Annotated in this window: 27 protein-coding genes and 1 pseudogene; 8 read left to right on the top strand and 20 right to left on the bottom strand. The window is 65.9% G+C overall.

Translation table 11 applies throughout. The features are described from left to right. The first annotated feature begins 7 nt into the window (after positions 1-7). Positions 8-718, top strand: a complete 711-nt coding sequence (locus AB4Z37_RS15640; protein ID WP_441517659.1) for an SDR family oxidoreductase — start codon at positions 8-10, stop codon at positions 716-718. Positions 719-1,016: 298 nt separating this feature from the next. Here the strand turns inward: AB4Z37_RS15640 and AB4Z37_RS15635 are convergent, their stop codons facing one another. The 5 genes from AB4Z37_RS15635 to AB4Z37_RS15615 form a co-directional block, all read right to left on the bottom strand. Next, positions 1,017-1,970: an aldo/keto reductase gene (locus AB4Z37_RS15635; protein ID WP_441517658.1), complete on the bottom strand. Its 954-nt coding sequence runs from the start codon at positions 1,968-1,970 to the stop codon at positions 1,017-1,019. Positions 1,971-2,001: 31 nt separating this feature from the next. Then, positions 2,002-3,198, bottom strand: coding sequence for an NADH:flavin oxidoreductase/NADH oxidase (locus AB4Z37_RS15630; protein ID WP_441517657.1), 1,197 nt, complete (start codon positions 3,196-3,198; stop codon positions 2,002-2,004). 281 nt (positions 3,199-3,479) lie between these two features. Further along, the gene (locus AB4Z37_RS15625) at positions 3,480-4,301 is read right to left on the bottom strand and encodes a sugar phosphate isomerase/epimerase family protein (protein ID WP_441517656.1); all 822 of its coding nucleotides are present in this window, start codon (positions 4,299-4,301) and stop codon (positions 3,480-3,482) included. 14 nt (positions 4,302-4,315) lie between these two features. Then, a complete protein-coding gene (locus AB4Z37_RS15620) occupies positions 4,316-4,657 on the bottom strand; it encodes an EthD family reductase (protein WP_441517655.1) in 342 nt (113 codons plus the stop codon). 320 nt (positions 4,658-4,977) lie between these two features. Further along, the gene (locus AB4Z37_RS15615) at positions 4,978-6,594 is read right to left on the bottom strand and encodes a GMC family oxidoreductase (protein ID WP_441517654.1); all 1,617 of its coding nucleotides are present in this window, start codon (positions 6,592-6,594) and stop codon (positions 4,978-4,980) included. Between the two features lie 179 nt (positions 6,595-6,773). On the opposite strand from AB4Z37_RS15615, the gene AB4Z37_RS15610 reads away from it, so the two are divergent. Further along, positions 6,774-7,388, top strand: coding sequence for a GNAT family N-acetyltransferase (locus tag AB4Z37_RS15610; protein ID WP_441517653.1), 615 nt, complete (start codon positions 6,774-6,776; stop codon positions 7,386-7,388). A 90-nt stretch (positions 7,389-7,478) separates the two neighbouring features. Then, positions 7,479-7,646: a hypothetical protein gene (locus tag AB4Z37_RS15605; protein ID WP_441517652.1), complete on the top strand. Its 168-nt coding sequence runs from the start codon at positions 7,479-7,481 to the stop codon at positions 7,644-7,646. A gap of 67 nt (positions 7,647-7,713) precedes the next feature. On the opposite strand, the gene AB4Z37_RS15600 is transcribed toward AB4Z37_RS15605, so the two are convergent. After that, positions 7,714-8,547: a universal stress protein gene (locus AB4Z37_RS15600; RefSeq protein ID WP_441517651.1), complete on the bottom strand. Its 834-nt coding sequence runs from the start codon at positions 8,545-8,547 to the stop codon at positions 7,714-7,716. 45 nt (positions 8,548-8,592) lie between these two features. Continuing rightward, positions 8,593-8,841: a hypothetical protein gene (locus tag AB4Z37_RS15595; protein ID WP_441517650.1), complete on the bottom strand. Its 249-nt coding sequence runs from the start codon at positions 8,839-8,841 to the stop codon at positions 8,593-8,595. A 215-nt stretch (positions 8,842-9,056) separates the two neighbouring features. Between AB4Z37_RS15595 and AB4Z37_RS15590 the strand changes: the two genes are divergently transcribed. Beyond that, complete coding sequence (locus tag AB4Z37_RS15590; RefSeq protein ID WP_441517649.1) at positions 9,057-9,215, top strand: hypothetical protein; 159 nt, start codon at positions 9,057-9,059, stop codon at positions 9,213-9,215. A gap of 352 nt (positions 9,216-9,567) precedes the next feature. On the opposite strand, the pseudogene AB4Z37_RS15585 reads toward AB4Z37_RS15590, so the two are convergent. From AB4Z37_RS15585 to AB4Z37_RS15525, 13 genes and pseudogenes are all read right to left on the bottom strand, one after another. Then, positions 9,568-11,338 (bottom strand): annotated as a pseudogene (locus AB4Z37_RS15585) (peptidoglycan D,D-transpeptidase FtsI family protein). A 426-nt stretch (positions 11,339-11,764) separates the two neighbouring features. Then, on the bottom strand, positions 11,765-11,995 hold the full coding sequence (locus AB4Z37_RS15580) for a hypothetical protein (RefSeq protein ID WP_441517648.1): 231 nt from the start codon (positions 11,993-11,995) through the stop codon (positions 11,765-11,767). Between the two features lie 36 nt (positions 11,996-12,031). Beyond that, the gene (gene coaA, locus AB4Z37_RS15575; RefSeq protein WP_441517647.1) at positions 12,032-12,964 is read right to left on the bottom strand and encodes a type I pantothenate kinase; all 933 of its coding nucleotides are present in this window, start codon (positions 12,962-12,964) and stop codon (positions 12,032-12,034) included. Between the two features lie 452 nt (positions 12,965-13,416). Continuing rightward, on the bottom strand, positions 13,417-13,575 hold the full coding sequence (gene ccoS, locus AB4Z37_RS15570; RefSeq protein ID WP_441517646.1) for a cbb3-type cytochrome oxidase assembly protein CcoS: 159 nt from the start codon (positions 13,573-13,575) through the stop codon (positions 13,417-13,419). Continuing rightward, a complete protein-coding gene (locus AB4Z37_RS15565; RefSeq protein ID WP_441517645.1) occupies positions 13,575-15,767 on the bottom strand; it encodes a heavy metal translocating P-type ATPase in 2,193 nt (730 codons plus the stop codon). Before AB4Z37_RS15565 ends, ccoS begins: the two co-directional genes overlap by 1 nt. Before the next feature lie 11 nt (positions 15,768-15,778). Then, the gene (locus AB4Z37_RS15560; RefSeq protein WP_441517644.1) at positions 15,779-16,300 is read right to left on the bottom strand and encodes a FixH family protein; all 522 of its coding nucleotides are present in this window, start codon (positions 16,298-16,300) and stop codon (positions 15,779-15,781) included. Positions 16,301-16,317: 17 nt separating this feature from the next. Beyond that, positions 16,318-17,772 carry a cytochrome c oxidase accessory protein CcoG gene (gene ccoG / locus AB4Z37_RS15555; protein WP_441517643.1) on the bottom strand — a complete coding sequence of 485 codons (1,455 nt, stop codon included), beginning with the start codon at positions 17,770-17,772 and terminating at the stop codon, positions 16,318-16,320. Positions 17,773-17,878: 106 nt separating this feature from the next. Beyond that, positions 17,879-18,754 carry a cytochrome-c oxidase, cbb3-type subunit III gene (gene ccoP / locus AB4Z37_RS15550; RefSeq protein ID WP_441517642.1) on the bottom strand — a complete coding sequence of 292 codons (876 nt, stop codon included), beginning with the start codon at positions 18,752-18,754 and terminating at the stop codon, positions 17,879-17,881. A gap of 6 nt (positions 18,755-18,760) precedes the next feature. After that, entirely contained in the window at positions 18,761-18,925 is a 165-nt protein-coding gene (locus AB4Z37_RS15545; protein ID WP_441517641.1) for a cbb3-type cytochrome c oxidase subunit 3, read from the bottom strand. 12 nt (positions 18,926-18,937) lie between these two features. Beyond that, the gene (ccoO, locus tag AB4Z37_RS15540; RefSeq protein WP_441517640.1) at positions 18,938-19,672 is read right to left on the bottom strand and encodes a cytochrome-c oxidase, cbb3-type subunit II; all 735 of its coding nucleotides are present in this window, start codon (positions 19,670-19,672) and stop codon (positions 18,938-18,940) included. A 10-nt stretch (positions 19,673-19,682) separates the two neighbouring features. Beyond that, complete coding sequence (ccoN, locus tag AB4Z37_RS15535) at positions 19,683-21,314, bottom strand: cytochrome-c oxidase, cbb3-type subunit I (RefSeq protein WP_441517813.1); 1,632 nt, start codon at positions 21,312-21,314, stop codon at positions 19,683-19,685. A gap of 165 nt (positions 21,315-21,479) precedes the next feature. Then, complete coding sequence (gene hemN / locus AB4Z37_RS15530) at positions 21,480-22,814, bottom strand: oxygen-independent coproporphyrinogen III oxidase (protein WP_441517639.1); 1,335 nt, start codon at positions 22,812-22,814, stop codon at positions 21,480-21,482. A 41-nt stretch (positions 22,815-22,855) separates the two neighbouring features. Continuing rightward, positions 22,856-22,999 (bottom strand): hypothetical protein, encoded by a 144-nt coding sequence (locus tag AB4Z37_RS15525; RefSeq protein ID WP_441517638.1) that lies wholly within the window; start codon positions 22,997-22,999, stop codon positions 22,856-22,858. A 202-nt stretch (positions 23,000-23,201) separates the two neighbouring features. Between AB4Z37_RS15525 and AB4Z37_RS15520 the strand changes: the two genes are divergently transcribed. From AB4Z37_RS15520 to AB4Z37_RS15505, 4 genes are all read left to right on the top strand, one after another. Continuing rightward, a complete protein-coding gene (locus AB4Z37_RS15520; protein ID WP_441517812.1) occupies positions 23,202-23,537 on the top strand; it encodes a c-type cytochrome in 336 nt (111 codons plus the stop codon). A gap of 94 nt (positions 23,538-23,631) precedes the next feature. Further along, on the top strand, positions 23,632-23,907 hold the full coding sequence (locus AB4Z37_RS15515) for a hypothetical protein (protein WP_441517637.1): 276 nt from the start codon (positions 23,632-23,634) through the stop codon (positions 23,905-23,907). Position 23,908: 1 nt separating this feature from the next. Beyond that, positions 23,909-24,382: a phage holin family protein gene (locus AB4Z37_RS15510; RefSeq protein WP_441517636.1), complete on the top strand. Its 474-nt coding sequence runs from the start codon at positions 23,909-23,911 to the stop codon at positions 24,380-24,382. Between the two features lie 24 nt (positions 24,383-24,406). Next, on the top strand, positions 24,407-24,829 hold the full coding sequence (locus tag AB4Z37_RS15505) for a hypothetical protein (RefSeq protein WP_441517635.1): 423 nt from the start codon (positions 24,407-24,409) through the stop codon (positions 24,827-24,829). The last annotated feature ends 10 nt before the right edge of the window (positions 24,830-24,839 follow it).

The raw sequence follows: 24,839 nt of genomic DNA, 5'->3' as shown, positions 1-24,839 counted from the left end.
TAATCCAATGGATCTTCGTTCCCGCCAGGTTCTTGTCGTCGGCGGCAGCTCGGGCATCGGCTTCGCCACCGCGCAAGCAGCCCTCGCCGCCGGCGCTGACGTCACCCTTGCCTCACGCTCGGCCGACAAGCTGCGAACCGCCGCCGCCGCGCTCGGCGGATCGGTGGCTCACGGCGTCATCGACGTCACCGACGACGCCTCTGTCGAGCGCTTCTTCGCCGCCGACAAGGCTTACGACCATGTGGTGGTCACCGCCGCCGATGTGCGTATCGCACCGATCCATGACATCAGCATCGCCGAGGCGCAGGCGGCGATGAACAGCAAGTTCTGGGGCATCTACCGCATCGCGCGCGCCGTCAAGATGGCGCCCGGCGGCTCGCTCGGCTTCATCGCCGGCTTCCGTTCGCAGCGGCCGGGCCCCGGCCTTGCGCTGATGAGCGCGATCAATGCGGCGATCGAGGGCCTGACGCGCGGGCTCGCGCTCGACCTGCGGCCGCTGCGCGTCAACGCGGTCTCGCCCGCGCTCGTCGACACCGAGCTGTGGAGCGGCATGGCGCCGGAGGCGCGCGCGGCGATGATCGCCAAGATGGCGGCGCACTATCCGGCGGGTGTCGTCGGCAAGCCTGACGACATCGCGGCCGCGCTGCTGATGCTGGCGACCAACCCCTACGCCACCGGCACCGTGCTGATGCTCGACGGCGGCGCGTCGCTGGTGTGAGGCGCCAGACATTGGTGTCGCCCGGATGAGCGCGGCGACATCCGGGTCTCGCGCCGTGTGAACATCCCGGATATCGCTGCGCTCATCCGGGCTACGGGTTCATATGCGCTGGCACAGCTGCGCTCCCAACTCGGCGTCATGCGCGGGCAGCGCGATCCGTCTTCGACGGATCGCCAGGACTAAAGTCACCCGCGCATCCAGCTTGCTTTCCTGCCGCACGCGATGACGTGAAGCTGGATTGCCGGGTCAAGCCCGGCAATGACGCGGCATGGGGAGCACGGCCATCCGTCTCACGCTCTCAGCCGGCAAGCAGCGCCTCGACCGCCTGCAGCTCGCCGGCATCAAGCTCCCAGGCATGGGCGGCCGCGTTCTGGGCCACCTGGTCGGGGCGTGACGCGCCGGCGATGACGCTGCCGACCACCGGGTTGGCGAGCAGCCAGGCGAAGGCGAGTTCGAGGCTGGTGCGGCCGCGCGCACGGGCGAATGCATCGAGCTTCTGCACCTGCGTGATCTTGTCGTCGTTCAGAAGCTTCGCCGCCTCGCGCTGCAGCCAGGGCGTGTTCGGCGTGGCCAAGCGCGAGCCCTGCGGCAGCTCCGACAGGCTGCGGTACTTGCCGCTGAGCAGGCCATTGGCGAGCGGGAAGAACGGCAGCAGGCCCATATGGTACTTGCGCAGCTGCGGCAGCACGGTCTGTTCGATGCCGCGCGCCAGCAGCGAATACTCGTGCTGGCTGCTGACAAAGCCCTCGACTTGCAGCAGCCGCGCCGCCCAGGCCGACTCGACGACGTCGGTCGGCGCCATCTGCGAGCAGCCGAAATAGCGCACCTTGCCCTGGCGGCGCAGGTCCTCGAGCGCGCGCAACGTCTCCTCGACCGGCGTGTCGGCGTCCGGCTTGTGCATCTGGTAGAGGTCGATCCAGTCGGTGCCGAGACGCTTGAGGCTGTCCTCGACCGCCTGCATGATGTAGCGCCTGCTGGCGCCGCTCTTTGCCTGCTCGCCCTTGAACGGCATGCCGAACTTGGTGGCGAGCACGATGTCGCGGCGGCGTGCGCCGAGCAGCTTGCCGAGAAATTCCTCAGAGCCACCGTCGCCATAGACATCCGCGGTGTCGAACAGGGTGATGCCGCCATCGAGCGCCGCATTCACCACCGCCTTCGACGCATCGAGATCGATGCGCAGCGACAGGTTGTTGCAGCCGAGGCCGATCGCGGACACCTTCAGTCCGGAATTGCCGAGCCGACGATAGCGCATGGGGTGGTCCTTTTCGGGTCTGAATGAAGGATCAGCTGCGAGCGCCGCTCGCCGCCGCGGCACGCTGCGCCTCGTCCTGCAATTTGCGGATCAGCGGTTCGCGCTTGGCGAGCCAGCCGCCATGGCGGAAATGCCATGTCCTGAATTCGGGATCGAAGCCGAGTGCATAGGCGGCGTGCACCGCCCAGTTCGGATCGAACAGCGCCTCACGACCGACCGCGATCAGGTCGGCCTGGCCCTGCTGCAGGATGCGTTCGGCCTGCAGGCCGTCGAGGATGACGCCGACCGCCTGGGTCAGCATGCCGGCCTCGCGGCGGATGCGGTCCGCGAACGGCACCTGGAAGCCGAGCCCGCGCGGCACGTTGGTCGAGCGCGTCTCCTCGCCAAGGCCACCGGACGAGCAATCGATGACGTCGACGCCGATCGCCTTGAAGCGCTGCGCCAGCACCACCGAATCGTCGAGGCTCCAGCCGCCCTCGGCGCCGTCGACGGCGGAGATGCGCACGAACAGCGGCTTGTGCTGCGGCCAGGCCGCGCGCACCGCCGCGGCGGCCTCCAGCGGCATGCGCATACGGTTCTCCAGCGAGCCGCCATAGGCATCGGTCCGCAGGTTGGATTTCGGCGACAGGAAGCTCGCCGCGAGATAGCCATGGCCGAAATGCAGTTCGATGACATCGAAGCCCGCGCGCTCGGCGCGCCGCGTGGCGTCGGCGAAATGCCGGATGGTCTCCTGGATATCGGCCGGCGTCATCTCATCCGGCACCGTCCATTCCGGACCGGCGGCGATCGCGCTGGGACCAGCGCGCCGCCACGGCTCACCGGAGGCGGCCATCTGCGCTTCGGTCAGCGCACGGCCACCATCCCACAGCGCTTCCGAGCCCGCCTTGCGGCCGGTGTGGGCGAGCTGCACGCCGATCCTGGCGCCGTTGTCCTGCACGAATCGCACGATGCGGCGCAACGGTTCGATCTGATCGTCCGCCCACAGGCCGACGTCGTTGACACCGACGCGCGCCCGCGGATCGACCGCCGTGCTCTCCACGAAAACCAGCCCGGCGCCGCCGATGGCGAAACGGCCGAGATGGACGAGATGCCAGTCGGTCGCCTTGCCGAAGTCAGCCGCATGCTGACACATCGGCGAGATCACCACCCGGTTCTTCAGGATAAGATCGCGGATCCTGAGCGGCTGGAACAGCAGGGGCGTGACGTCACCGTCCGCGCTGACAGTCATGACATGTCCTTTCATGGTCGAAGCCGCGCGCGCCCCACACGACGCCCCGGCAAGCGGGCACGGCTCAGCCGCAAACGGTGATGGTCGGCCCGCGTGATCTGAAGAAGCGAGGCGGGAAGCGCGGCGCATGCCGCGCGAATGAAGCTGAGTTTCCCCATCGATCTCCGGCGCAGGGCCGGACGACCGATAACGGCGGGGATGGTAGGTTGGCAGGTATTGGCTGTCAACGCACGCCCATTGTGCACACGAACATCACGGAACATGCCGATCATCCGCACGCATCAGGATGCAGCCGAATCGTCCAGCGCTGCCAGCAGCGCGCGCGTGGTGCGCATCGCCTGCTGCGCCAGTTCCAGCGCGCCGATCTCGGCAAGACGGCCGCGCATCGGCACCTCCAGCGACAGCGGACAGTCGCGCGGCAGCGCGCGCAGATAGTCGCGCAGCGGAAGCACGCCCTCACCCGGCATCAGGCGTTCATAGCGCGCCTGGAACAGCATGGTGTCGAAGTCCGGCGGCGGCGCCGTGCCGTCACACAGCTGGATGTAGCGCATGCGGCGCTTGTCGAAGGCCGCAAGGTTCGCAACCGACACGCCGGCGCGATGGACGTGCAGCGCATCGATCAGCACCGCGGCATTGGGGCGATCCGCCCGGGCGACGAGCCGTGAAGCGATGTCGAGCGTGCGCACGGCCTGGAACGGCATGAATTCGAGATTGACGAACAGGCCATACTCCGCGGCGACGTCGGCAGCGTCGGCCAGCAAGTCAGCCGCCTCGCCTTCATCGGCGACATCACAGGTGACCAGAAGCTCGCGCGCGTCGAGCGCGGCGCAGGCTTCCAGCACGCCGCGATAGCGTGCGAACCGCAGGCCGGAGATCAGGCGAAACACCTCGACATCGAGCAGGCGCAGGCCGGTGGCATCGAGCCGCGCCGCAATCTCGCGCATCATCGGCGAGCCCGGCGTGACCGGAAAACGCGCCTCGTCGGCCAGCGCCGGCTCGAGCCGGATGCCGACACAGTCGAAGCCGGCGGCAGCGCCCGCCTCGATCATCTCAAGCGGCGACGCCGGCAGCAGGCTGATATGCGCGAGCGACAGCGTCGGCATGGCCGCGTCCGACATCAGGCGGCCGGTTGCGCGACCGGGCGGAACACCCGTTCCTCGATGGAATAACCGGCGATCTCGCCCATGAACTCCTGCGCATCAGCGACGATCGCCCGCCAGGTGTCGGTGGCGAGCGCGGCGTCCATCGCCGCACGGCTCTCGAACCAGATTTCGGCGAAGCCGTCGATGCGGCGGCCCTTGGCATCCGGCGTCGTCGCCTCCGTCACCTGGTTCTGCACATAGCCGCACACGCCCGGCAGCGACAGCACCATGGGAGCGTGCTGCACGCGCCAGCGCCGGTCGAACTCGGCATCCGACAGGCCGTCCTTGCGTGCGACAATGGTGATCCGCTTGATCATGGCAGCCCCGTCGAGAATTACTTCACATGTTAATAAACGCGCCGGCGGTGCCGGTCAACGGCGCGGGCGGGCGTGCGTCGGGACGCCTCGGCATCGCTCACAAGCCCGGCGACGACAGAGAAAACGCAAGCCCTCACGTCCCTCGGAGGAAGAAAGCAAGCACTCCACATTCCACCGCTGTCGTGGCCGGGCTTGTCCCGGCCACCTCGCTGAGGGACGCGGTGCCTTCCTTATCGGGGTCGCCGGGAGACCTTGGTCCTAGCGATCCGTCAAAGACGGATCGCGCTGCCCGGCGACGACGACTGAGGTCTGATCTTGTTCTACCGTGCGTCCGCCAGGATCATGTCGGAGGCCTTCTCCGCGATCATGATGGTCGGCGCGTTGGTGTTGCCGGCGACGACCGTCGGCATCACGGAGGCGTCCACCACGCGCAGCCCGTCGATGCCGTTGACCTTGAGCTGCGGCGTCACCACGGCGGTGGCATCCGAGCCCATGCGGCAGGTGCCGACCGGATGAAGGTTGGAGTAGCCGAGCTTGCGGATGAACGCCGCCATGTCGGCGTCGCTCTCGCATGCCAGCGTCGGCTGCAGCTCCTCGGTGACGTAGGGCTTGAGCGCCGGCTGCTGCGAGATCTTGCGCACCAGGCGGATGCCACTGATCATCGCCTGCATGTCGTAGTCGGTCTGCAGGAAGCTGAAGCGGATCGACGGCGCGGCGAAGGGATCGGCGCTCTTGAGCCGCACGGTGCCGCGGCCTTCCGGCTTGAGATGCACCGGGCTCATGGTGAAGCCCGGGAATGGATGCGGCACCATGCCGGTGCGGGTGCGCTCGGCAACGCTCCAGGCATTCATGTTGATCTGCAGGTCGGGGCGCTCGAGCCGCTCGTCGCTGCGCACGAAGGCGCCGGCGTAGATGCCGTTGCCTGCCAGCATACCCTTGCCCTGCAGCAGGTACTGCATGCCCGCCTTGAGCTTCATCGGCCAGCTCTTCGCCAGATCGTTAAGCGTGATCGGCTTGGGGCAGCGGAACATGAGCTGGATATAGAAATGGTCATGCAGGTTGCCGCCCACTGTCGGCAGATCGTGCACCACCGGGATGTTCATGTCAGCAAGATGCTGCGCCGGGCCGATGCCCGACAGCATCAGCAGTTGCGGCGAGCCGAATACGCCGCCGGCCACGATCACCTCCTTGCGCGCCGTGGCATAGGCCATGGCGCCGGAGGCGGTGCGAAACTCGACGCCAGTGGCGCGGCGGCCATCGAAGCGCAGGCGCGACGCATGCGCGCCGGTCTCGACCGTGAGATTGCCGCGGCCGCGCGCCGGCTTGAGGTAGCCCTTCGCCGTGCTCCAGCGCCGCCCCTTGTAGGTCGTGGTCTGGTAGTAGCCGACACCTTCCTGCTTCGCGCCGTTGAAGTCGCGGTTGGCGGGAATGCCGGCCTCGACGCCGGCGGCGATGATGGCGTCCGCCAGCTCGTAGGTCTCCGGATGATCGGACACCTTGAGCGGCCCGCCGGTGCCATGGAAGGCGTCGCCGCCGCGCTGCTGGTCCTCGGCCTTGCGAAAATACGGCAGTACCTCGTCGTAGCTCCAGCCGTCGCAGCCGCGCTGGCGCCACTCGTCATAATCGCGGGCATTGCCGCGGATGTAGATCATGCCGTTGATCGAGCTGGTGCCGCCGAGCACCTTGCCGCGCGGCTGGTAGGTCGGCCGGCCGTTGAGCTCCGGCAGCGGCTCGCTGTCGAACATCCAGTTGTATTTGGGATTGGCGAACAGCATGGGATAGCCGAGCGGGGCGTGCACCCAGAACCCGTTGTCCTCGGGGCCGGCCTCCAGAAGAAGCACCGAATAGCGGCCGCTCTCGCTGAGACGCGCGGCCAGCACGCAGCCCGCCGATCCCGCTCCGGTGACGATGAAGTCGTAGACGCCCTTCTCCTGCATAAGTCCTTCGCAATCCAACAGCAGCCGATGATCGAAAATCGCTTAACATGAGAATTATGTCCGGACCAGCGGCGCGCCGCATGGCGCCGATGCGCGAACGGACGCGACGAACGCTCACCGATCGCGTAAGGTCCCGCCTGCCTCCCGCATCGACTGCCGCACCCCGTCAGATGGACACCATGGAAGATACCGTGCTCGAGGGCCGCCTGGTCCGCCTCGAACCGCTCGGCGAGCACCATATCGAGGGGCTGGTGGCCGCGGCCACCGATCGCTCCGCCTACCAGTGGACCTTCGTCCCGGGGACAGCAGCCGAGGCGGCGCGCTATGTCGCAACCGCACGCAGCTGGCAACGCGACGGCATCGCCCTGCCCTTCGCCATCGTGCGGCGCGCGGACGATCGCGTGGTCGGCTCGACGCGGTTCTGGAATCTGGAGCGCTGGAATTGGCCCGCAGGACATCCGCGCCACGGCCGCGCCGCGCCCGACGCCTGCGAGATCGGCCACACCTGGCTGGCGCGAACGGCCATCCGCACCGGCATCAACACCGAAGCCAAGGCGCTGCTGCTGACCTTTGCTTTCGAGCGCTGGGAGGTGCTGCGGGTGTGCCTGCACACCGATGCCCGCAACGAGCGCTCGCGCGCCGCGATCGCGCGGCTCGGCGCAACCTTCGAGGGCGTGCTGCGCGCCCATCGCATGGCCCCCGACCTCACCGCACGCGATTCCGCCCGCTTCTCCATCGTCGCCGCGGACTGGCCTGCGACCAGGCAGCGGCTCGCCGGGCTCGTCCGCGCCTGACTTGACTCAGCTCAAGTCGCGATACGCTGAACTCCGCCATCCTGCGGTCATGAGGCCGGTTCCGCCTCACGCCACCGGAGAGTGAGTGTCATGTCGCTGCTTGTTCGCCTGCTGCTGCTGGTCGCTGCGCCGATCACGGCGCTGTTCGTGGCGCGTGACGCGCTCAACTTCGGGATCATGCAAACGATGGTCGCCGTCGTGCTGGTCGTCGCCGTGCTGGTGCTCGCCGCACTGTGGCCCCGCCAGCGCAGCTCCTGACCGCGAAACCAAGAAAGAAGGGGCGGAGCAGCGCACGCCGCTCCGCCCCTTGGCTTTAGATCGCCGCTCAGTGCGACATCAGCACCGGCACGGTCATTTCCTTGAGGATGCCGCGGGTCGCACCGCCGAGCACCACCTCGCGCAGCCGGGAATGGCCGTAGCCGCCCATCACCAGCAGGTTGGCGCCGCAATCGGCGATATGGGAGGTGATGACGTCGGCGACGCCGATGCCGGCGGCCGGCACCACCTCGACCTCTACCTTCAGGCCATGGCGGGCGAGATGGCGCCCGATCTCGAGCCCCCGCACATCGCGCTCCGCCGGCTTGCGGTCGTTGGTGACGATCAGCAGCTCGACCACGCGCGCCCGCTTCAGCAGCGGCATGGCGTCATGGATGGCCCGTGTCGCCGGCCGCCCGCCGTCCCAGCAGCACACCACACGGTCGAGCTTGAGGCCGTCCCTCTGGATATAGGGCACCAGCATGACCGGCCGGCCGGAGCCGAACAGCGCCGTCTCGATCAGCAGATCATTGTGGACGCCCTTCTCGCCATCGGACTGCATGATCACGCCGAGGTCGAACCGGCGTGCCATGTCCGAAAACACTTCGGACGGCAGCAGGTCGGTGTCGGCGAACACATGCTGCTCGATGGACAGGCGGCTGCGCGCCGCGGCCTGCTGGAAGTGGTCCGCCGCCTGCCGGGCAACCGCGGCGCTTTCGTCGAGCAGCTTCTGGATCACGTCCGCCGGCACATCGGCGAGGACGAAAGGCGGAATGCCCGCATGGGTGAACGCGACACCTGCGACATGGGCCTCGAACGCCTCCGCGATCGAGATTGCGTAGCCACATAGTGCCGCGTTGCGCGACGGGTCCCGCTCCAGCTTGACGAGAATATCCTTGATCATGCCTGTCTCCCGGCCTGCCTGTTGGTCGATCGATCGCCGCCCTCTTCAGGACGCCCGGCGCTGCCGCTGCCGCCAGATCACCACGACAAGAAAAAATGCCGACAGGGCCGCGACAATGCCCCCGACCATCTCGACTGCGACGAGGGAGGACGCCACGTCGACCCGCCAGCCGGCCTGCTCCTCGGGCGCGAATGCGATCGGCTTCACGTCAGAGAACCAGAGGTAGTGGATCAGCGCCATCACGCCGTAGGTCACCACACCCATAATAAGCAATCGCGCCAGACGTTCCGTCATGATGAGGCTCCTGCGATCGGAGGATGACGCGGCCAGCATCGGCCGGCGGCGGACGTCCCACATTGATCCCCGTCAAGATCGACGCAATTTGATTGCTCGGCGGATGGCAGGCCACAGGGCGCCTGGCCCGCCTCCACCGGCAGCTTGACCTGCGTCAAGGGCGCGTCAGAGGGCCTGTCTAGACTGCGGTGCATCGACATCCGCGAGGCAGGGTGATGAAGGGAAAGGCCGCCTTGAAGGCCCTGCTGACCGGCAGCGCGCTGCAGCGCCGCATGCGGCCCGCAACCCGGCGCATGGTGGTGTTGGCCATCAACCTGTCGATCGCCCTGGCCATCGTCGCGCTGTACCTGTGGCGCGGTCGACCGTTGTACTAGTGGTCCAATTCTAACATTCGCAGCCGTTTCAGACGGCGCTTTGCGAATGTTGGAATTAAAGGACCACTCGCAAATATAAATTCTAGGGCGTGCACTCATAAATCCGGGATTGTCCGCTTCCAGGCGTAGGGCAGACATAGCCCGGACCAGCCGGGAACGTCTGCAAATGGCTCTTCGCGGATCACCAACATTCGAGAATCTACTTCCGAGATTACGCCCATAGCGGGCATCGCGCTCGCTGCGAGAGACATCACAGCCGTGGGAGCGCAGCGCGAGCTGTCCTCACGATGGTCCGGCGCAGGCGATCCGGGCGAGCTTGTTAACGAGCGCAATCGCCAGCACCGCGGACTCATCAATGCGCCGCTGTCGCGCTCTTTTCCTGATGGCGCGTTGTTGAAGCCGCAAGAATAAGGCGGTCCGCAGGCGGCAGGTCGTAGCGAGGCTCGATGCCGAGAAGCGGTCCGATACGGGCGATGACATTGCCCGCGGTCGGAACGGCGTTCCAGCCCGACGCGATCTGGCCGTAGGTCTCCTTCAGCGGCTGCGGCTCGTCAAGCATGATCAGGAGCTGATATTTCGGCTTGTCCGCCGGCAGGATGGCAGTGAACGCCGTCAGCACCCGCTTCTTGGCATAGCGGCCATTGACCACCTTTTCCGCAGTGCCGGTCTTGCCGCCGATGTAGTAACCGGGAACATTCGCCCTCTTGGCGGTGCCGATCTCTGCATTCAGCCGCATCAGGAACCGCATCTTGTCGGAGGTCTCGGGCTTGATCACGCGCTTTGCGACCGCCCGTGCCTCCTCCTCGGAGCGCTTAAGGAAGGTCGGGGGAATCAGAAGGCCGCCGTTCGCCAGCGCACTGACGCCCATCACCGCCTGTAGCGGCGCCACCGCCATACCGTGGCCGAACGCAATGGTAATGGTGTTCAAATCGCTCCAACGTCGCGGCAGGATCGGCGACGCGCTCTCGGGCAATTCCGTACGCAGCCGATCGAGCTGACCCATCTTGTGCAGGAACGCCTTGTGCGCCTCCACGCCCTGCGACAGCGCGATCCGCCCCGCGCCGACGTTGGAGGAGAACGTGAAGACCTCCTTCATCGTCAGGAAGCGACCCTTCGGCTCGTCATCATGGATCGCGAACTTGCCGTAGTGCAGCGGTTCGCGCGCGTCCCACAACGAATCGAGGCCGTACTTCCCGGTGTCGAGCGCCATCGCCAGCGTGAAGGCCTTGAAGGTCGAGCCCATCTCGTAGACGCCGGTGGTCAGGCGGTTGATGCGGTCGGGGTCGTGCACTTCCTTCGGATTGTTCGGATCGAAGTCCGGCAACGATACCATCGCTATGATCTCGCCGGTGCTAACGTTGGTCACGAGGCCGGAGGCGGCTTTGGCGTGAAACTTGTCCTTGGCCTTCAGGAGCTCGTCGCGTAGCGCGTGCTCGACGCGCAGATCGACCGACAACTCGATCGGCTTCTGCAGCCCGTCGGTGGCAAAGCCGGCGCGGTGGAGATCGGCGAGGCCCTGATTGTCGAGCCACTTCTCCAGACCGGCGATGCCCTGGTTGTCGATGTTGACGAGACCGATGAGGTGGGCGACCTCGTTTCCGGTGGGATAGACGCGCTTGTTCTCGCGCAGGAAGCCGATGCCGGGCAGGCCGAGCTTATGGATGTCCTGCTGCTGCTTCGCCGTGATTTCGCGCTTCAGCCAGACGAAGCTCTTGCGCGAGGATAGGCGCTCGCGCACCTCGGTCTCGTCGAGGTCGGGCACGGTCGCGGTCAGCAGCTCGATCGCCTCGTCCTTGTCGATGATGCGGCGTGGCTCGCCGAACATGCTGGCGGCCTTGACGTCGGTCGCGAGGATCTCGCCGTTACGGTCGACGATGTCCGGCCGCGCGGTCGCGACCACTTCCTGCGAGGCGGCGCCCCGCGCACCATGGACGTCGGCGCCGATCGTGACCATCACGAGCCGGCCGCCGATCAGGGTGTAGACCGCCGCAAAGGCCAGCATGACAAGGCCGACACGCGCGCGCCTTCGTGGCGCGGTCGACGTTATGCCCATAGAGCAGACTGGAGATGAGCTTGTGCCGCCACCGTTCAGGTTGTTTTGGCCGGGGTATGGCGCTCATCATCGGTTGTTTGCCGGAAATTAGCAGTCTGCCATGCACCGAAGGCTTCTGTGGGCAGCCGTTCACCCCTTATTAAGGGGTGCCTGGTTAACAACCCCTGATTGAAATATTGCGCGACAAGTCTTTTTTGAGGTTCGCTTTTGTCCCTCCTCAATCCGAGGCGGACCACTCCTGGCCCTTAGCGGACATGCCTTCGTCGCGCTGCACCTGTGGCGCGGTCGGCCGCTGTACTAGGCCGTGTGTCCGTAAGGCCGGCCAGTGGCGCGACGGGGATTACATCTGCTTTGCCCCTGCAGCGACCAAGTTCGTGCGCGGCGCAAACATGTCGCGATGGGCTAAAAAGCCGAAATCGCATTCAGTATGATCGTTGCTTGGTACTCCAACGTTCTAGCTCGAACGTCACAATCCAAAGATTTCGATGGCTGGTTATCACCGAACCATCCCACCGGTTGCGAGTGTATTCGAGCCGGTTGACTTGGAGAGATCGTCAAAAAAGGCCGATGGCAATTGCACTAGCTTGCCCCAGAGGGCGAATTGCTCGCCAGAAAGGAAGATGTGAGGAAAACGTAGCCTCGCGTCCATGCCCTCAAGGTTACGAGCATTGAAAGAAGCCGTAAAATCTTCAACGCATTCGATCGCTGCGGCGACCATCGCAGGCACGTCGATCTCGTCGCCTACGACGAGCCAGAACGAGACTTACGCTTCTCGCAACCAGACTTCACCAACCGAATGGTCTGAGCGCTTGCGCAGCACAACATCGGCTCGGGTACGCGTAGGTTGAATATTCTCTCGTAAATTGGCGCGATGATGCTCACGCCACAATCTGTCGGCAACCTCGCGCGCGTCTTTCGGTGGAAGGTCCCTGTAGTGGTGGAAGTATGAAGCTGGGTTCCGGAAAGCCGTTCGCTGTAGGCCAAGAAAGCGTTCGACATACCAGGACTGGATGTCAGCTTCCTCTGCATCGAGATAGATCGAAAAGTCGAAAAAGTCGGAGACCACGACAGGTGCTGCGCCGCGCGCATGCAGCACGTTCAGGCCCTCGAAAACCAAGACGTCAGCCTGCTGGACGACCTGACGTTCTGAAGACATGATATCGCCAATCAGATGCGAATACACAGGCAGTTCTAGCTCATGTTCACCCGCCTTTGCAGCCGAGAGGAAGCGCAACATCCGCGGGAGGTCGTAACTCTCAGGAAAGCCCTTCCGTCGCATGAGCCCACGTTCCTCCAGAACATCGTTGGAATGCAGAAAGCCGTCAGTCGTAACCAGCTCGACGCGAAGACGATCTGCCCAGCGGGCCACAAGCGCACAAAGCACACGGGCAAAGGTGCTCTTGCCGACCGCAACACTCCCTGCCAGCGCGATAATGTAGGGTGAACTCCGCGCCGGCCGGCCGAGAAACTTCGCCTTGACGTGCATGAGGTTGCGCGCAGCCAAAAAATGCAAATTCAGTAGGCGCGTGAGTGGCAAGTAGACGTCGGCAACCTCCGCAGATGTGATGGGCTCGCTCAAACCACGAAGTGCCGAGAGGTCGGTATCGGAGAGGGTCGGCAAGGTGCCGGAACGTAGTGCCGCCCAATCACTTCGGCCGAAGGTCGCATAGGCTGACAGGTCATCGGCGTGAGTCATTCTGATCCTTCACGGCGGGCCTGATGCAGCCCCGCATTTTGTCACGGGCAAATGCGGATACTTTGATCCTCCCTTGTCCGCTCAATCCGAAGCGCGAGCCTATTAAGTAGCGCTGGAAACAGTCAACCTCTAGTTGCTATCGCAACACGATCTGGCGAGGTCGACTCCGGATCGTTCTCGACGGTTTCGGCGGGAATTTTGGGCTGGCGGATGTCCGCTCCTGTCCGTGATCGCCGTACCAGGACAGTTACGGACGTCGTTTTCGGCCAGATCGCCGTGTTTCAAACTCCCAAACCGGGGCTCGAATCATGCACCGCGAATTGGCTGACTATGAATGGGTTGCCATCAAGCCGATACCGTCGAACAAAAGCGCACGCGCCCGAGGCGGGCGTCCAGAGTGCGTTCGACGCTCCACGGATCACGTGCGCAGGCAGGTTCTGCCCGAAAACGCCCTAGTGGGCATCTCCCGCCGGCTCATCGTCGGCGATGGCGCGCCAGGCCGCGCCCTCGAGATCATCATACTGGCCGTTGCGAAGCGACCACAGAAAGCCTGCGAGCCCGAGCAGGCCGAGCATCAGCGCGAGCGGCACGAGATAGACCAGGACCTCCATTACACCATCTCCCGATTAGCGCGGCGAGCCCGCAGCGAATTGAGCATCACCAGGATCGACGAGCCGCTCATCGCCGCGGCGGCGATCAGCGGCGTGGTCAGTCCGGCGATGGCGACCGGAACCGCCAGCACATTGTAGCCGATGGCCAGCCACAGGTTCTGCCGCATCAGATGCAGGGCGTTGCGCGACAGATCGAACGCCGCCACCACCGGCGCCAGCGGTTTGCCGAGAAAGATCAGATCGGCCGCAGCCTGGCTGAGATGGGTGGCGCTGACCGGCGACATCGAGACGGCTGCAGCGGCGAGCGCCGGAGCATCGTTGAGGCCGTCGCCAACCATCATCACGGTGCGGCCTTCCTGGCCGAGCGCCTTGATCCGGGCGATCTTGTCCGCAGGCGTCAGCTCCGCCCGCCATGTCGAAATTCCGAGTCCCTGCGCCGCATGGCGCACCGCCGCCGCGCGGTCGCCCGACAGGATCTCAACCGCGATGCCACGCTGGAGCAGGCCTGCGACGACAGCTGCGGCATCGGGCCGCAACCGCTGGCGCACCGCGAACACGTGCCGCACCTCGCCCTGACGGAAGGCGACCACTGAAACTTCCGGATCCGCGGCAAGCAGCCTCGCCGCCTCGGCCTCGGCACCGCAAAAAGCCGGACTGCCGAGCCGCACCTCGACGCCGTACAGGGTGCCGCGCACGCCCTGCCCCGGCTCCTCGACGATGCCAGGCAGCGGCGCGCGTGCCTGCGACGCCCGTGCCACCGCGGCGGCCACCGGATGACGGCTCGCCAGGGCGAGGCGCCCCGCCAGCGCCAGCACGTCGGGCGGCAACTGCGCGGTATTGACCACATCAAGCTCCGGCAGGGTCAGCGTGCCGGTCTTGTCGAACACGATGGTGTCGACGCCGGCCACCCGCTCGATGGCATCGCCGGTATTGAGCAACACGCCGGCCCGGAACAAGGCTCCGGCGGCAATGGTCTGCACGGTCGGAATGGCAAGCCCGAGCGCACATGGACAGGTGATGATCAGCACCGCGATCGCGGTGACGATGGCATCGTGCCAGGACGCACCGAGGACCAGCCAGCCCAGCATGGTGAGCAGCGCGGTGACATGCACCACCGGCGCATAGAGCCGCGACGCGCGGTCCGCGAGCCGAATGTAGCGCGAACGCGCCTGCAGCGCGTGCTCCAGCAGGCGCGAAATCTCGTCGAGCAGCGTTCCTTCCGCGGCCGCCGCGACGCGGATGCGCAGCGTGCCGGAGACGTTCATCGTGCCGGCATAGACGGCGGTGCCCGGCCCCGCCGGCGCGTACAGCGTCTCGCCGGTGATCAGGCTCTGGTCGATCTCGGAGCGGCCTTCGATCACGGTGCCGTCGACGGCGCAGCGCTCGCCCGGCCGCAGCAGCACGAGATCGCCGGCCCGGATCGCCGCCACCGGCACCTCGCGGATCTCGGTATCGCTGACGAACTTGGTGGCGTGCTCGGCCTTCAGGGTCGCGAGGTTACCGGCGACCGCCCGCGTCCGCCGCCGCATGTTCTGGTCGAGGTAGCGCCCGACCAGCAGGAAGGTCAGCAGCATGATCGCGGCGTCGAAATAGGCATGGTGCGAATGGGTCGCGGTCTCCACCAGCGACATGCCGAGCGCCAGCACCACGCCGATAGTGATGGGGACATCCATGTTGACGCTACGCGCGCGCAGCGCGCGGAACGCCGACAGGAAGAACGGCTGCCCGGCGTAAGCGGCCGCCGGCAGCACCAGCAGCGCCGACAGCCAGTGGAAGAAATCGCGCTGCTCCGGCAGCATGTCGCTGACATTGCCCGACCACACCGGGACCGACAGCATCATGACATTCATCGACGCGAATGCCGCGACGCCGAGGCAACGCAGCAGGAAGCGCGACTGCTCGACCTCCTCGACTTCCGCGCGCACCGGCTCGAACGGATAGGCCTTGTAGCCGAGCTCGGCCAGCCGATCGACCAGCCGCGCCGGGTCAAGCGCGCCCTTGCGCCACTCCACCGCGAGACGTCGATCGGTGAGGTTGAGCCGCGCCAGCGTCACGTCGGGAATGTCGCCGATGCCGCGCTCGATCTTCGCCATGCAGCCGGCGCAGCTCACGCCCTCGACCGCGAGGTCGAGATGAGCGACGCCTGGCGCCGCATCCTTGACGTAATGGGAGAAGTCCCGCACCAGCTCCATCACACGCCCCGCTAGTTCAGAACGACCCGGTTGCGCGACAGGAACACCCGCTCTCCGGCCCGCTCGCCCTCGATCACGAGATCCCATTGCCCTGGACCGACATCGGCGACGCGGCCGCGGTAACGCCCCTGGCCGATCCCCGTGAGCACGACCACACGGTCGCCATTCTGGTCGGCAGGCCGCTCCAGGCGGCTGGAGAAGGCGATGCCGTCGAGCGGAGCGCCGTCGCGGTCCAGCGCCTCGACCTGCAGCGCGGCACCACCGTCCGCCTCGCGCGCGACGTGCGCGCCGACCCGCCACTGCCGCTGCGCCTGGGCCTCCGCCGCCTTGATCTCGCCGCCATAGGCAAGGCTGGCGCGATAGGCGCTGTCCACCTCGGTACCCGGCAGCGTCTTCACCGCAAGCGTCATCATCACCACGTTGACACTGATGATCACGGCAAAGAAGGCCACGACCATCACCAGCACCACACGGCCGGTCAGCGGACGGGCCGGTGCGGGCGGCGAGATGGATGGCGATGTCGATCGGGACATGGGCGCTACTCCCGTGGTCACGGCGTGACGAAATTGTCGGTTGCGGACGCGACCTCACCGAGGCCGATATCGGTGACATGGAACGTGACAGGCGAGGATTTCGGCAGTGCACCGCCCGGCGCCGTCACCAGTACCCGCACTTCGGTGGTCTGGTCGCGGCCGAGCACGATCGCCGGACGATCCTGGGTGATGGCGTCGAAGCCGACGACATGCAGCGTCGCGCCCGATACGCCATCGACATCAATGGCGACAACCTGGTCGAACGCCCGCTTGTTGAGCAGGCGAATGGTGTAGGCATTGCGGATCGAGCCGTCGCTGAGGCGCACCGCGACCGGATTGCGATCATGCAGCACGCTGACGTCGAGCAGCACCCGCGTCGCCAGCGCATACAGCATGATGGCACCGACGCCGACGATCAGCCCGGCATAGACCATGGTGCGCGCGCGCAGCGGCCGGAACACGTCCGTTTTGCCCGCCATGCGGCGCTGGATGTTGATGTCGTTGTCATAGCCGATCAGCCGTGACGGCCGGCCGATCTTGGCCATGACGGTGTCGCAGGCGTCGATGCACAACCCGCACTGGATGCAGTCGAGCTGGGCGCCATCGCGGATGTCGATGCCGGTCGGGCAGACCGCCACACACTGCCGGCAATCGACGCAGTCGCCGACCACCTGCCCATGGGCGCGCGCCTCGGCCGCCTTCTTCACCGACGTGCGCGGCTCGCCGCGATCATACTTGTAGGTGACGTTGAGCGCCCATTCGTCGGTCAACGCCGCCTGGATACGCGGCCACGGACACATGTAGACGCAGACCTGCTCGCGCATGTGGCCGGCGAGCACGTAGGTCGTGAAGGTGAGGATGCCGATCCAGACATAGGCAACCATCGGCGCCTGGAAGGTCAGAAGCTCCTTCACCAGGGTCGGCGCATCGGCGAAGTACAGCACCCAGGCGCCGCCGGTCCACCACGCGATCAGCAGCCAGATCGAGTGCTTGGCGGTGACCTCGAAGAATCGCCGCAGGGTGAAGTCGGCCTCGTCCTTCTTCATGCGCTCGCGGCGGTCGCCCTCGACGAGGCGCTCCACCGCATAGAACAGGTCGGTCCACACCGTCTGCGGGCAGAGATAGCCGCACCAGATGCGGCCACCGAGCGCGTTCATCAGGAACAGCGTCATGGCGGCGACGATCAAGAGGCCGGTGAAGTAGTACACCTCCTGCGGCCACAGCTCGATGAAGAAGAAGTAGAAGCGGCTGTTGGGCAGATCGACCAGCACCGCCTGGTCTGGCGCTCCGAGCCCGCGATGCCAGCGCACGAACGGCAGCAGGTAGTAGACGCCGAGACAGACCGCCATCAGCCGCCACTTGATGCTGCGGAAAGTGCCTGAAACGCACTGCGGATAGACCTTCTTGTGGGCCGCATACAGCGGTCCGTCTTCGTCGGGCTCCGCTTCGTCGGGACGTATCATCTTGTTCATCGGAAGTCCGGTGGTACTGGCTGGATCAGGATGGCCGGAAGCTGCCGGCCGGGTGTTGATCCAGCTCAAAAAAGCGGCGCGGCGGAATGCCGCCGCGCCGCCACTGCTACTTGCCGCCGCCCAGCGAGTGGACGTACACCGCCAGTGCCTTGATGGTCGGCTGGTCCAGCCGGCTGGTCCAGGCCGGCATGACGCCGCCGCGGCCATTGGTGATGGTCTCGATCAGGGTCGCCTCGTCCGATCCATAAAGCCAGATCTGGTCCGTCAGATTGGGCGCGCCGAACTCCTGGCTGCCCTTGCCGTCGGCGCCATGACAGGACGCGCAGTTCTCCGCGAAGATCTTGCGGCCGGCCGCGGCATCGAAGCCCTTGTCGGTGGCAAGGCCGGACAGCGACCGCACGTAGTTCGCCGCCGTGACGATTTCATCCTTCTTGAGGATGCCGTCGCGGCCGAACGCCAGCATGGTGCCCTCATGGGCCTTGGCATGGCCCGATCGCACACCGAACTCGATGGTCTGCATGATCTGCTCGACGGTGCCGCCCCACAGCCAGTCGTCATCGTTGAGGTTGGGAAAGCCCTTGGCACCCGCAGCACCGCTGCCGTGACACGGCGCGCAGTTGTCGCCGAATGCCGCCTTGCCCTGGGCGCGGGCGAGCGCCAGCAGCGCCGGATCCTTCTCGATCTCGGCCAGCGGCGCGGTACCCAGCGCCGCCATCTTCTCGCCGCGCAGCTTGCCGAGATTGGCGAGCTCGACCGCGACATCGGCGCGCGAGGAATAATTGATCACGCCGGTGGTGTAGCCCTGGATCATCGGCCAGGCCGGATAGACCACCCAGTAGCCGAACGACCAGATGATGCTGGCGATGAAGGTGGTCACCCACCAGCGCGGCAGCGGCGTGTTCAGCTCCTTGATGCCGTCCCAGGCATGACCGGTCGTGGTCTTGCCGGATACGGCGTCGAACTCTTCGTGATGCTCGCTCATGATATTTCAATCCTCCCGCAGCGGCATCTTGGCGGCTGCGTCGAACAGCGCCTTGTTGCGCGGCCGCAGCGCGTAGGCGACGATGGCGATGAAGACTCCGACGAACACCGGCGTCCACCAGGTCACGACGAAATCCGAGGCGAGGTTCTGGACCGTCAGGATGGCTTTCATGATGCGGCCTTCTCAGCGCAGGTTGGCTTTTTCGTTGTAGAGCTTGAAGTCGACGAGCGTGCCTAGCATCTGCAGGTACGCCACCAGCGCATCCATCTCGGTCGGCTGCCCCGGCTTGCCGTCGAAGTTGCGAACCACCGCCTTGGGATAGCGCTTGGCGAACGCATCGGAGTCGGCGCTGTCGGGGTCGACCTGGGCCTTGAGGTCGGCAGCCGCGTTGGCGATCTGCTCGTCGGTATAGGGCACGCCGACCGCGCGGTTGGTGCGCAGGTGATCGGCGATCGTCGACGCATCGAGCTCGGTCTCGGCCAGGAACGCGTAAGGCGGCATCACCGACTTCGGCACGATCGACCGCGGATCCTTGAGGTGGGTGACATGCCACTCGTCGGAATACTTGGCGCCGACACGGGCGAGGTCCGGTCCGGTGCGCTTGGAGCCCCACTGGAACGGATGGTCGTACATGCTCTCCGCGGCGAGCGAGTAGTGCCCGTAACGCTCGACCTCGTCGCGCAGCGGCCGGATCATCTGCGAATGGCAGAGATAGCAGCCCTCGCGGACATAGATGTTGCGCCCAGCGAGCTCGAGCGGGGTATAGGGCCGCATGCCCTCGACCTTCTCGATGGTGCTCTTGAGGTAGAACAGCGGGGTGATCTCGACGAGACCACCGATCGCGATCACCAGCAGGATGCCGACGAGAAGAATGATCGAGTTCTTCTCGAAGATCTGATGACGTTTCCAGAACGACATGGGTCGGCCTCTATTCAGCAGGATGCAGGGCGACGAGCGGCGACGCCTCGACCTCGGATGCTTCGCCGACGCGAACCGTCATCCAGAGGTTGTAGGCCATGATCAGCGAACCGATCACGAACAGGGCGCCACCCGCGGCGCGGATCACGTAGAAGGGATGCATCGCTTCGACGGTCTCGATGAAGGAGTATTCGAGGAAGCCGAGCGAGGTATAGGCGCGCCACATCAGGCCCTGCAGGATGCCGGACACCCACATCGCCGAGATGTAAAGCACGATGCCGATGGTCGCGATCCAGAAGTGCCAGTTGACCAGCTTCAGGCTGTACAGCCCCTTCTTGTTCCACAGCCAGGGCACGAGGCAGTACAGCGCGCCGAACGACACGAAGCCGACCCAGCCGAGCGCACCGGAGTGGACATGGCCGATGGTCCAGTCGGTGTAGTGGCTGAGCGAATTGACCACCTTGATCGACATCATCGGCCCCTCGAAGGTCGACATGCCGTAGAACGCCACCGACACCACCATCATGCGCAGCACGGGATCGGTGCGCAGCTTGTCCCAGGCGCCCGACAGCGTCATCAGGCCGTTGATCATGCCGCCCCAGGACGGCATCCACAGCATCACCGAGAAGGTCATGCCCAGCGTCTGCGCCCAGTCCGGCAGCGCGGTGTAATGCAGGTGGTGCGGGCCGGCCCAGATGTAGAGGAAGATCAGCGCCCAGAAGTGGATGATCGAGAGCCGGTAGGAATAGATCGGCCGCTCGGCCCGCTTGGGGATGAAATAGTACATGATGGCGAGGAAGCCGGCGGTGAGGAAGAAGCCGACCGCGTTGTGGCCGTACCACCACTGGAACATGGCATCCTGCACGCCGGCCCAGGCGATGTAGGATTTCGAGCCGAACACCGAGACCGGCAGTCCCGGATTGTTGCCGAGATGCAGCACCGCGATGGTGACGATGAAGGCGAGATAGAACCAGTTGGCGACGAAGATGTGCGGTTCCTTGCGCTTGATCACCGTCGCCAGGAACACCAGCAGGTAGACCACCCAGACGATGGTCAGCCACAGGTCGGAGTACCACTCGGGCTCGGCATATTCCTTGCCCTGGGTGGCACCGAGCAGGTAGCCGGTGCCCGCGATCAGGATGAAGAAGTTGTAGCCGAGCACCACGAACCACGGCGCGAGATCACCCGCGAGGCGCACCCGCGACGTCTTCTGCACCACATAGAAGGAGCTTGCGATCAGCACGTTGCCGCCGAACGCGAAGATCACCGCCGAGGTGTGCAGCGGCCGCAGCCGTCCGAACGTCGTCCAGGGCAGATCGAAGTTGAGCGCCGGATAGGCGAGCTGCAGCGCGATCAGGAGGCCGACGGTGAAACCGGCGATGCCCCAGAACATCGCCATGACGCTGGCGAGCTTGATCGGCCCGAGATTGTAGTTGGGCCGGCCGTTGATCTCCTGCGGCGGCAGCTCCGCCGGCCGCTCGGCGTAGCGATAGCAGATCGCGAGCACTGCGAGCAGGCTGGCGATGGCGCCGAGCCAGGAGTGAAACTGGAACGCGACATCGTGCGCGCGCGACGCGGCGAAGATGCACAGCAGGACGAGCGGGGCGAAGGTCAGCGCGAGGCCGAGCTCGCCAACCGTCATCCACCTGGCAGTATGGGTCTGTTTCATGGTGATGCACTTCGCGGTTGAAGGACGATTGTCCCTAGCAGCAATCCCCCCACCCCCGACTTGATCGAAGTCAAAAGGCGCGATGCTGGATGACGAAGAGACGCTGCTGAATGAGGCTGGGTTGAAGGAGTGACGCGCTCAGACCGCGACGCTGAAACGGCCGAGACGGTCGCGGCTATAGGTGTCGAACACCGTGGCGACGACACGGGCGACCGCCCGGCCCTCGTCGCTGAGCGTGATCACGCGGCCATCGACGTCCACCAGGCCATCGGCCGCAAGCGATTGCAGCTGCGCCAGTTCATCGGCAAAGCCCTGGTCGGGCGCGATTTCATCGAGATCGACGCTGAAGCGGCACAGCAGGCGTTCGATGATTCGCCCGCGCACCCGATCTTCCGTGGTGAGGCGGCAGCCGCGCGCCGTCGCCAGCCCGCCGCCGCCGACCGCACGCAGATAGGCCGGAACGTCGGTGATGTTCTGGACATAACCGCCGGGCAGCGACGAAATGGCGGAGGCGCCAAAACCGACCAGCGTGTCGCAATCGTCGTCGGTGTAGCCCTGGAAATTGCGGTGCAACGTCCCGGCGGCCGCGGCGTGCGCCAGCGGATCGTCGGGCCGCGCATAATGGTCGAAGCCGATTCGCACATAGCCTTGCGCCAGCAGTTCGTGCGCGATCGCATCCGCCTGCGCCAGGCGCTCGGCACTGGTCGGCAGCGTCGCGGCATCGATCCGGCGCTGGCCGGCCTTGCGCTGGGGCATATGGGCGTAGCCGTAGCAGGCGATGCGGTCGGGCGCGAAGGCTGTGACGGTGCGGCAGGTCTGGCGCAGCGTCTCCACCGTCTGCAGCGGCAGGCCGTAGATCAGGTCGAAGTTGAACGCGTCAATACCGACATCGCGCAGCCGGTGGACCGCGGCAGCAACCACCACGGTCGGCTGCTCGCGCCCGATCGCGGCCTGCACCCGCGAATTGACATCCTGCACGCCGAGGCTGACGCGGGAGACGCGGAGCGCGGCGAGCTGGCGGGCGAGATCCTCGGTGACATAACGCGGGTCGAGCTCGATGGCATGATCGAGATCGGCCGCCAGCACGAAATGCCGGTCGAGCGCCTCGACCACCCTGGCCAGCCCCTCGCCGCCGAGAATGCTCGGCGTGCCGCCACCCCAGTGCAGCCGCGCCACCGCCAGCGGTGCCGCCCGCAGCCGCGCGACGGTCGCGATCTCCTGCGTCAGGGCGTCGCGGTAGTCGCGGACCACGTCGTCACGACGGGCCATCTTGGCATGGCAGCCGCAGTAGAAGCAGATATCCCTGCAATACGGTACATGAAGATACAGCGACACCGGCTCATCGGTGCCGATCTGCCGCAACCAGCGCTCATGATCGAGGGGACTGACGTCGGCCGCGAACTCGGCGGCGGTGGGGTAGGACGTATAGCGCGGCACCTGCCGCTCGGCATGACGGCGAACGACGGCGCTCATCGACACTCTGCAATTCCTTCAAGACGATCGCGACGGCGCTGTCAGAACGCGCGGCGCTTGCGCCGTGGCCATTCCGGGCCATTCGGCATGACTGAAGTCGACGGTTTTCCGACCAGCGCACAGGCGAAAACCGCGACCATGAACAGCAACGCAGCGGTCACAATCAGGGTGTCGATCAGCAGCATGGCGCACCTCCGCTTCGATTGCACTATGCCCCAGTGCGCCGCGCCGGCCTTGATCCGGATCAAACCCGCGCCGCCGGGCCGCATCGAGGTGGCGGCAACGCCCCGCCATCACGCGATTGACCCACGTCAAGTCGCGGGGGTGGCGACCATGGAATATGGGTGGCGCATTGAATCTTCAGCCGAATCGCGAGGCTCCGCCGTGATGCCGTTCCGTTCCACCGCCCTCCTTGCCGCAGGTCTCGCGGGTCTCCTGGCCATGCCGGCAGGCACGCCCGCATTCGCCGCCTCCCCCGCCGCGCAGCGCGGCCAGACCTTCGCCCGAACCAACTGCGCGCGCTGTCATTCCATCGACAAGGTGACGGACAGCCCGCTGAAGATCGCGCCGCCATTCCGCACGCTGCATCAGCGCTACCCGATCGAGACGCTGTCGGAGGCATTCGCCGAAGGCATCTACACCGGGCATCCGACCATGCCGGCATTCCAGCTCGACCCCGACCAGATCAACGATCTGCTGGCTTTTCTCAAAAGCCTCGAGTGACGCGGTCCCGCGCGCCCGTTTGACGCAGGTCAATGGGAGCGCAAGACCGCGGGCTAAGGTGCCCAGATCCGTGCAATGACCGGGAGCCGACCTCATGCTGCAGACACATGACCTGACGAGCGAACTGCAGTCGCTCAAGGACGACATCAGCCGCGTGATCGGCGACAGGCGCGACAAGATCGCCGGCGCCTCCCGTGACACGTTCGAGGATCTGTCGAAGCAGCTGAAATCCGCGCTCGACGACCTCGGACAGACGCTGGCCGGCGAACAGAGCCACATGGAACAGATGGTCGCGGAGCGTCCGATCACCACGCTGGCATCCGCCTTCGCGCTCGGCGTCGTGGTCGGTTTCATGCTGAGGAGAGCGTAACGTGAATTCCGAAAATATCGCGCGCCACCTGCGGGCGCTGTGGCGTGCCGACCGCATCATCGCCGACATCCGCCTGCGCCACCTGCTGGTGAGCCTGGGGATGAAGGCATTCGCCGCCCTGATCGCCGCGTTCGGCCTGCTGATGCTCGAGCTCGCCGCCTATTTCGCGCTGGTCCAGGTCTGGAGCGCGATCGTCGCCGCTGCCGCGCTCGGCGCCATCAACTTCGTGATCGCCGCGGTGATCTTCGTGGCGGCATCGCGCGGGCCGGCGGCCCGCGAGCTCGCGCTCGCCAACGACATCCACGACAGCGCGATCGATGCGCTGCAGAGCGAGGCCCAGGGCCTGCACGCCGAGGTCAGCGGCTTCATGCGCCATCCGCTCGAGGGCGCGCTGCTGCCTTTGCTGGTGCCGCTGCTCACGGCCATCGTCCGGCAACTGACGAGGCCCAAGGCATCGAAAGCCGAGCCGGGCTGACAATTGCCGCGAGGAGACACCACCATGCGACATCCACATGCGACCTCCGGCCTGCCGCCGATCCTGAACGCCTCGCTGCCGCCGAGCTTCCGGCAAATCCGCCTGGAGCTCGCGCGCGAAGCGGGACACCCCGAGGGCGAGCACGGCATCGCCTATGTGCTGCTGGCGCCGCTCGGCGCCGACGGCCGGATCGATCCGGCGCAGTGGAAGGAGCATCGCGAGGCCTGCCGCGTGGTGCGCCTGCGGCCCGGCGGCGAACAGACTGCCGGCCATCTTGTCCACCGTCCCGGCGGATCCTGGACGTTCCACTACGAGGACGAGACGCACCTGCCGGACGAGGCGGGCTATCATTTCACCGACGAGCGCTTCATTGCCGGCGAGTACGTATCGATCCGCGACAACGGCGCCCTGCACACCTTCCGCGTGGTCTCGACCACGCGGCTGTGACGCCGCGACA

It is taken from the genome of Bradyrhizobium sp. 2TAF24, from assembly GCF_052115025.1.
In the GTDB taxonomy this organism is placed as follows: Bacteria; Pseudomonadota; Alphaproteobacteria; order Rhizobiales; family Xanthobacteraceae; genus Bradyrhizobium_A.
Note: the sequence above shows the minus strand (reverse complement) of the source record. Positions and strands in the feature narration are given on the sequence as shown.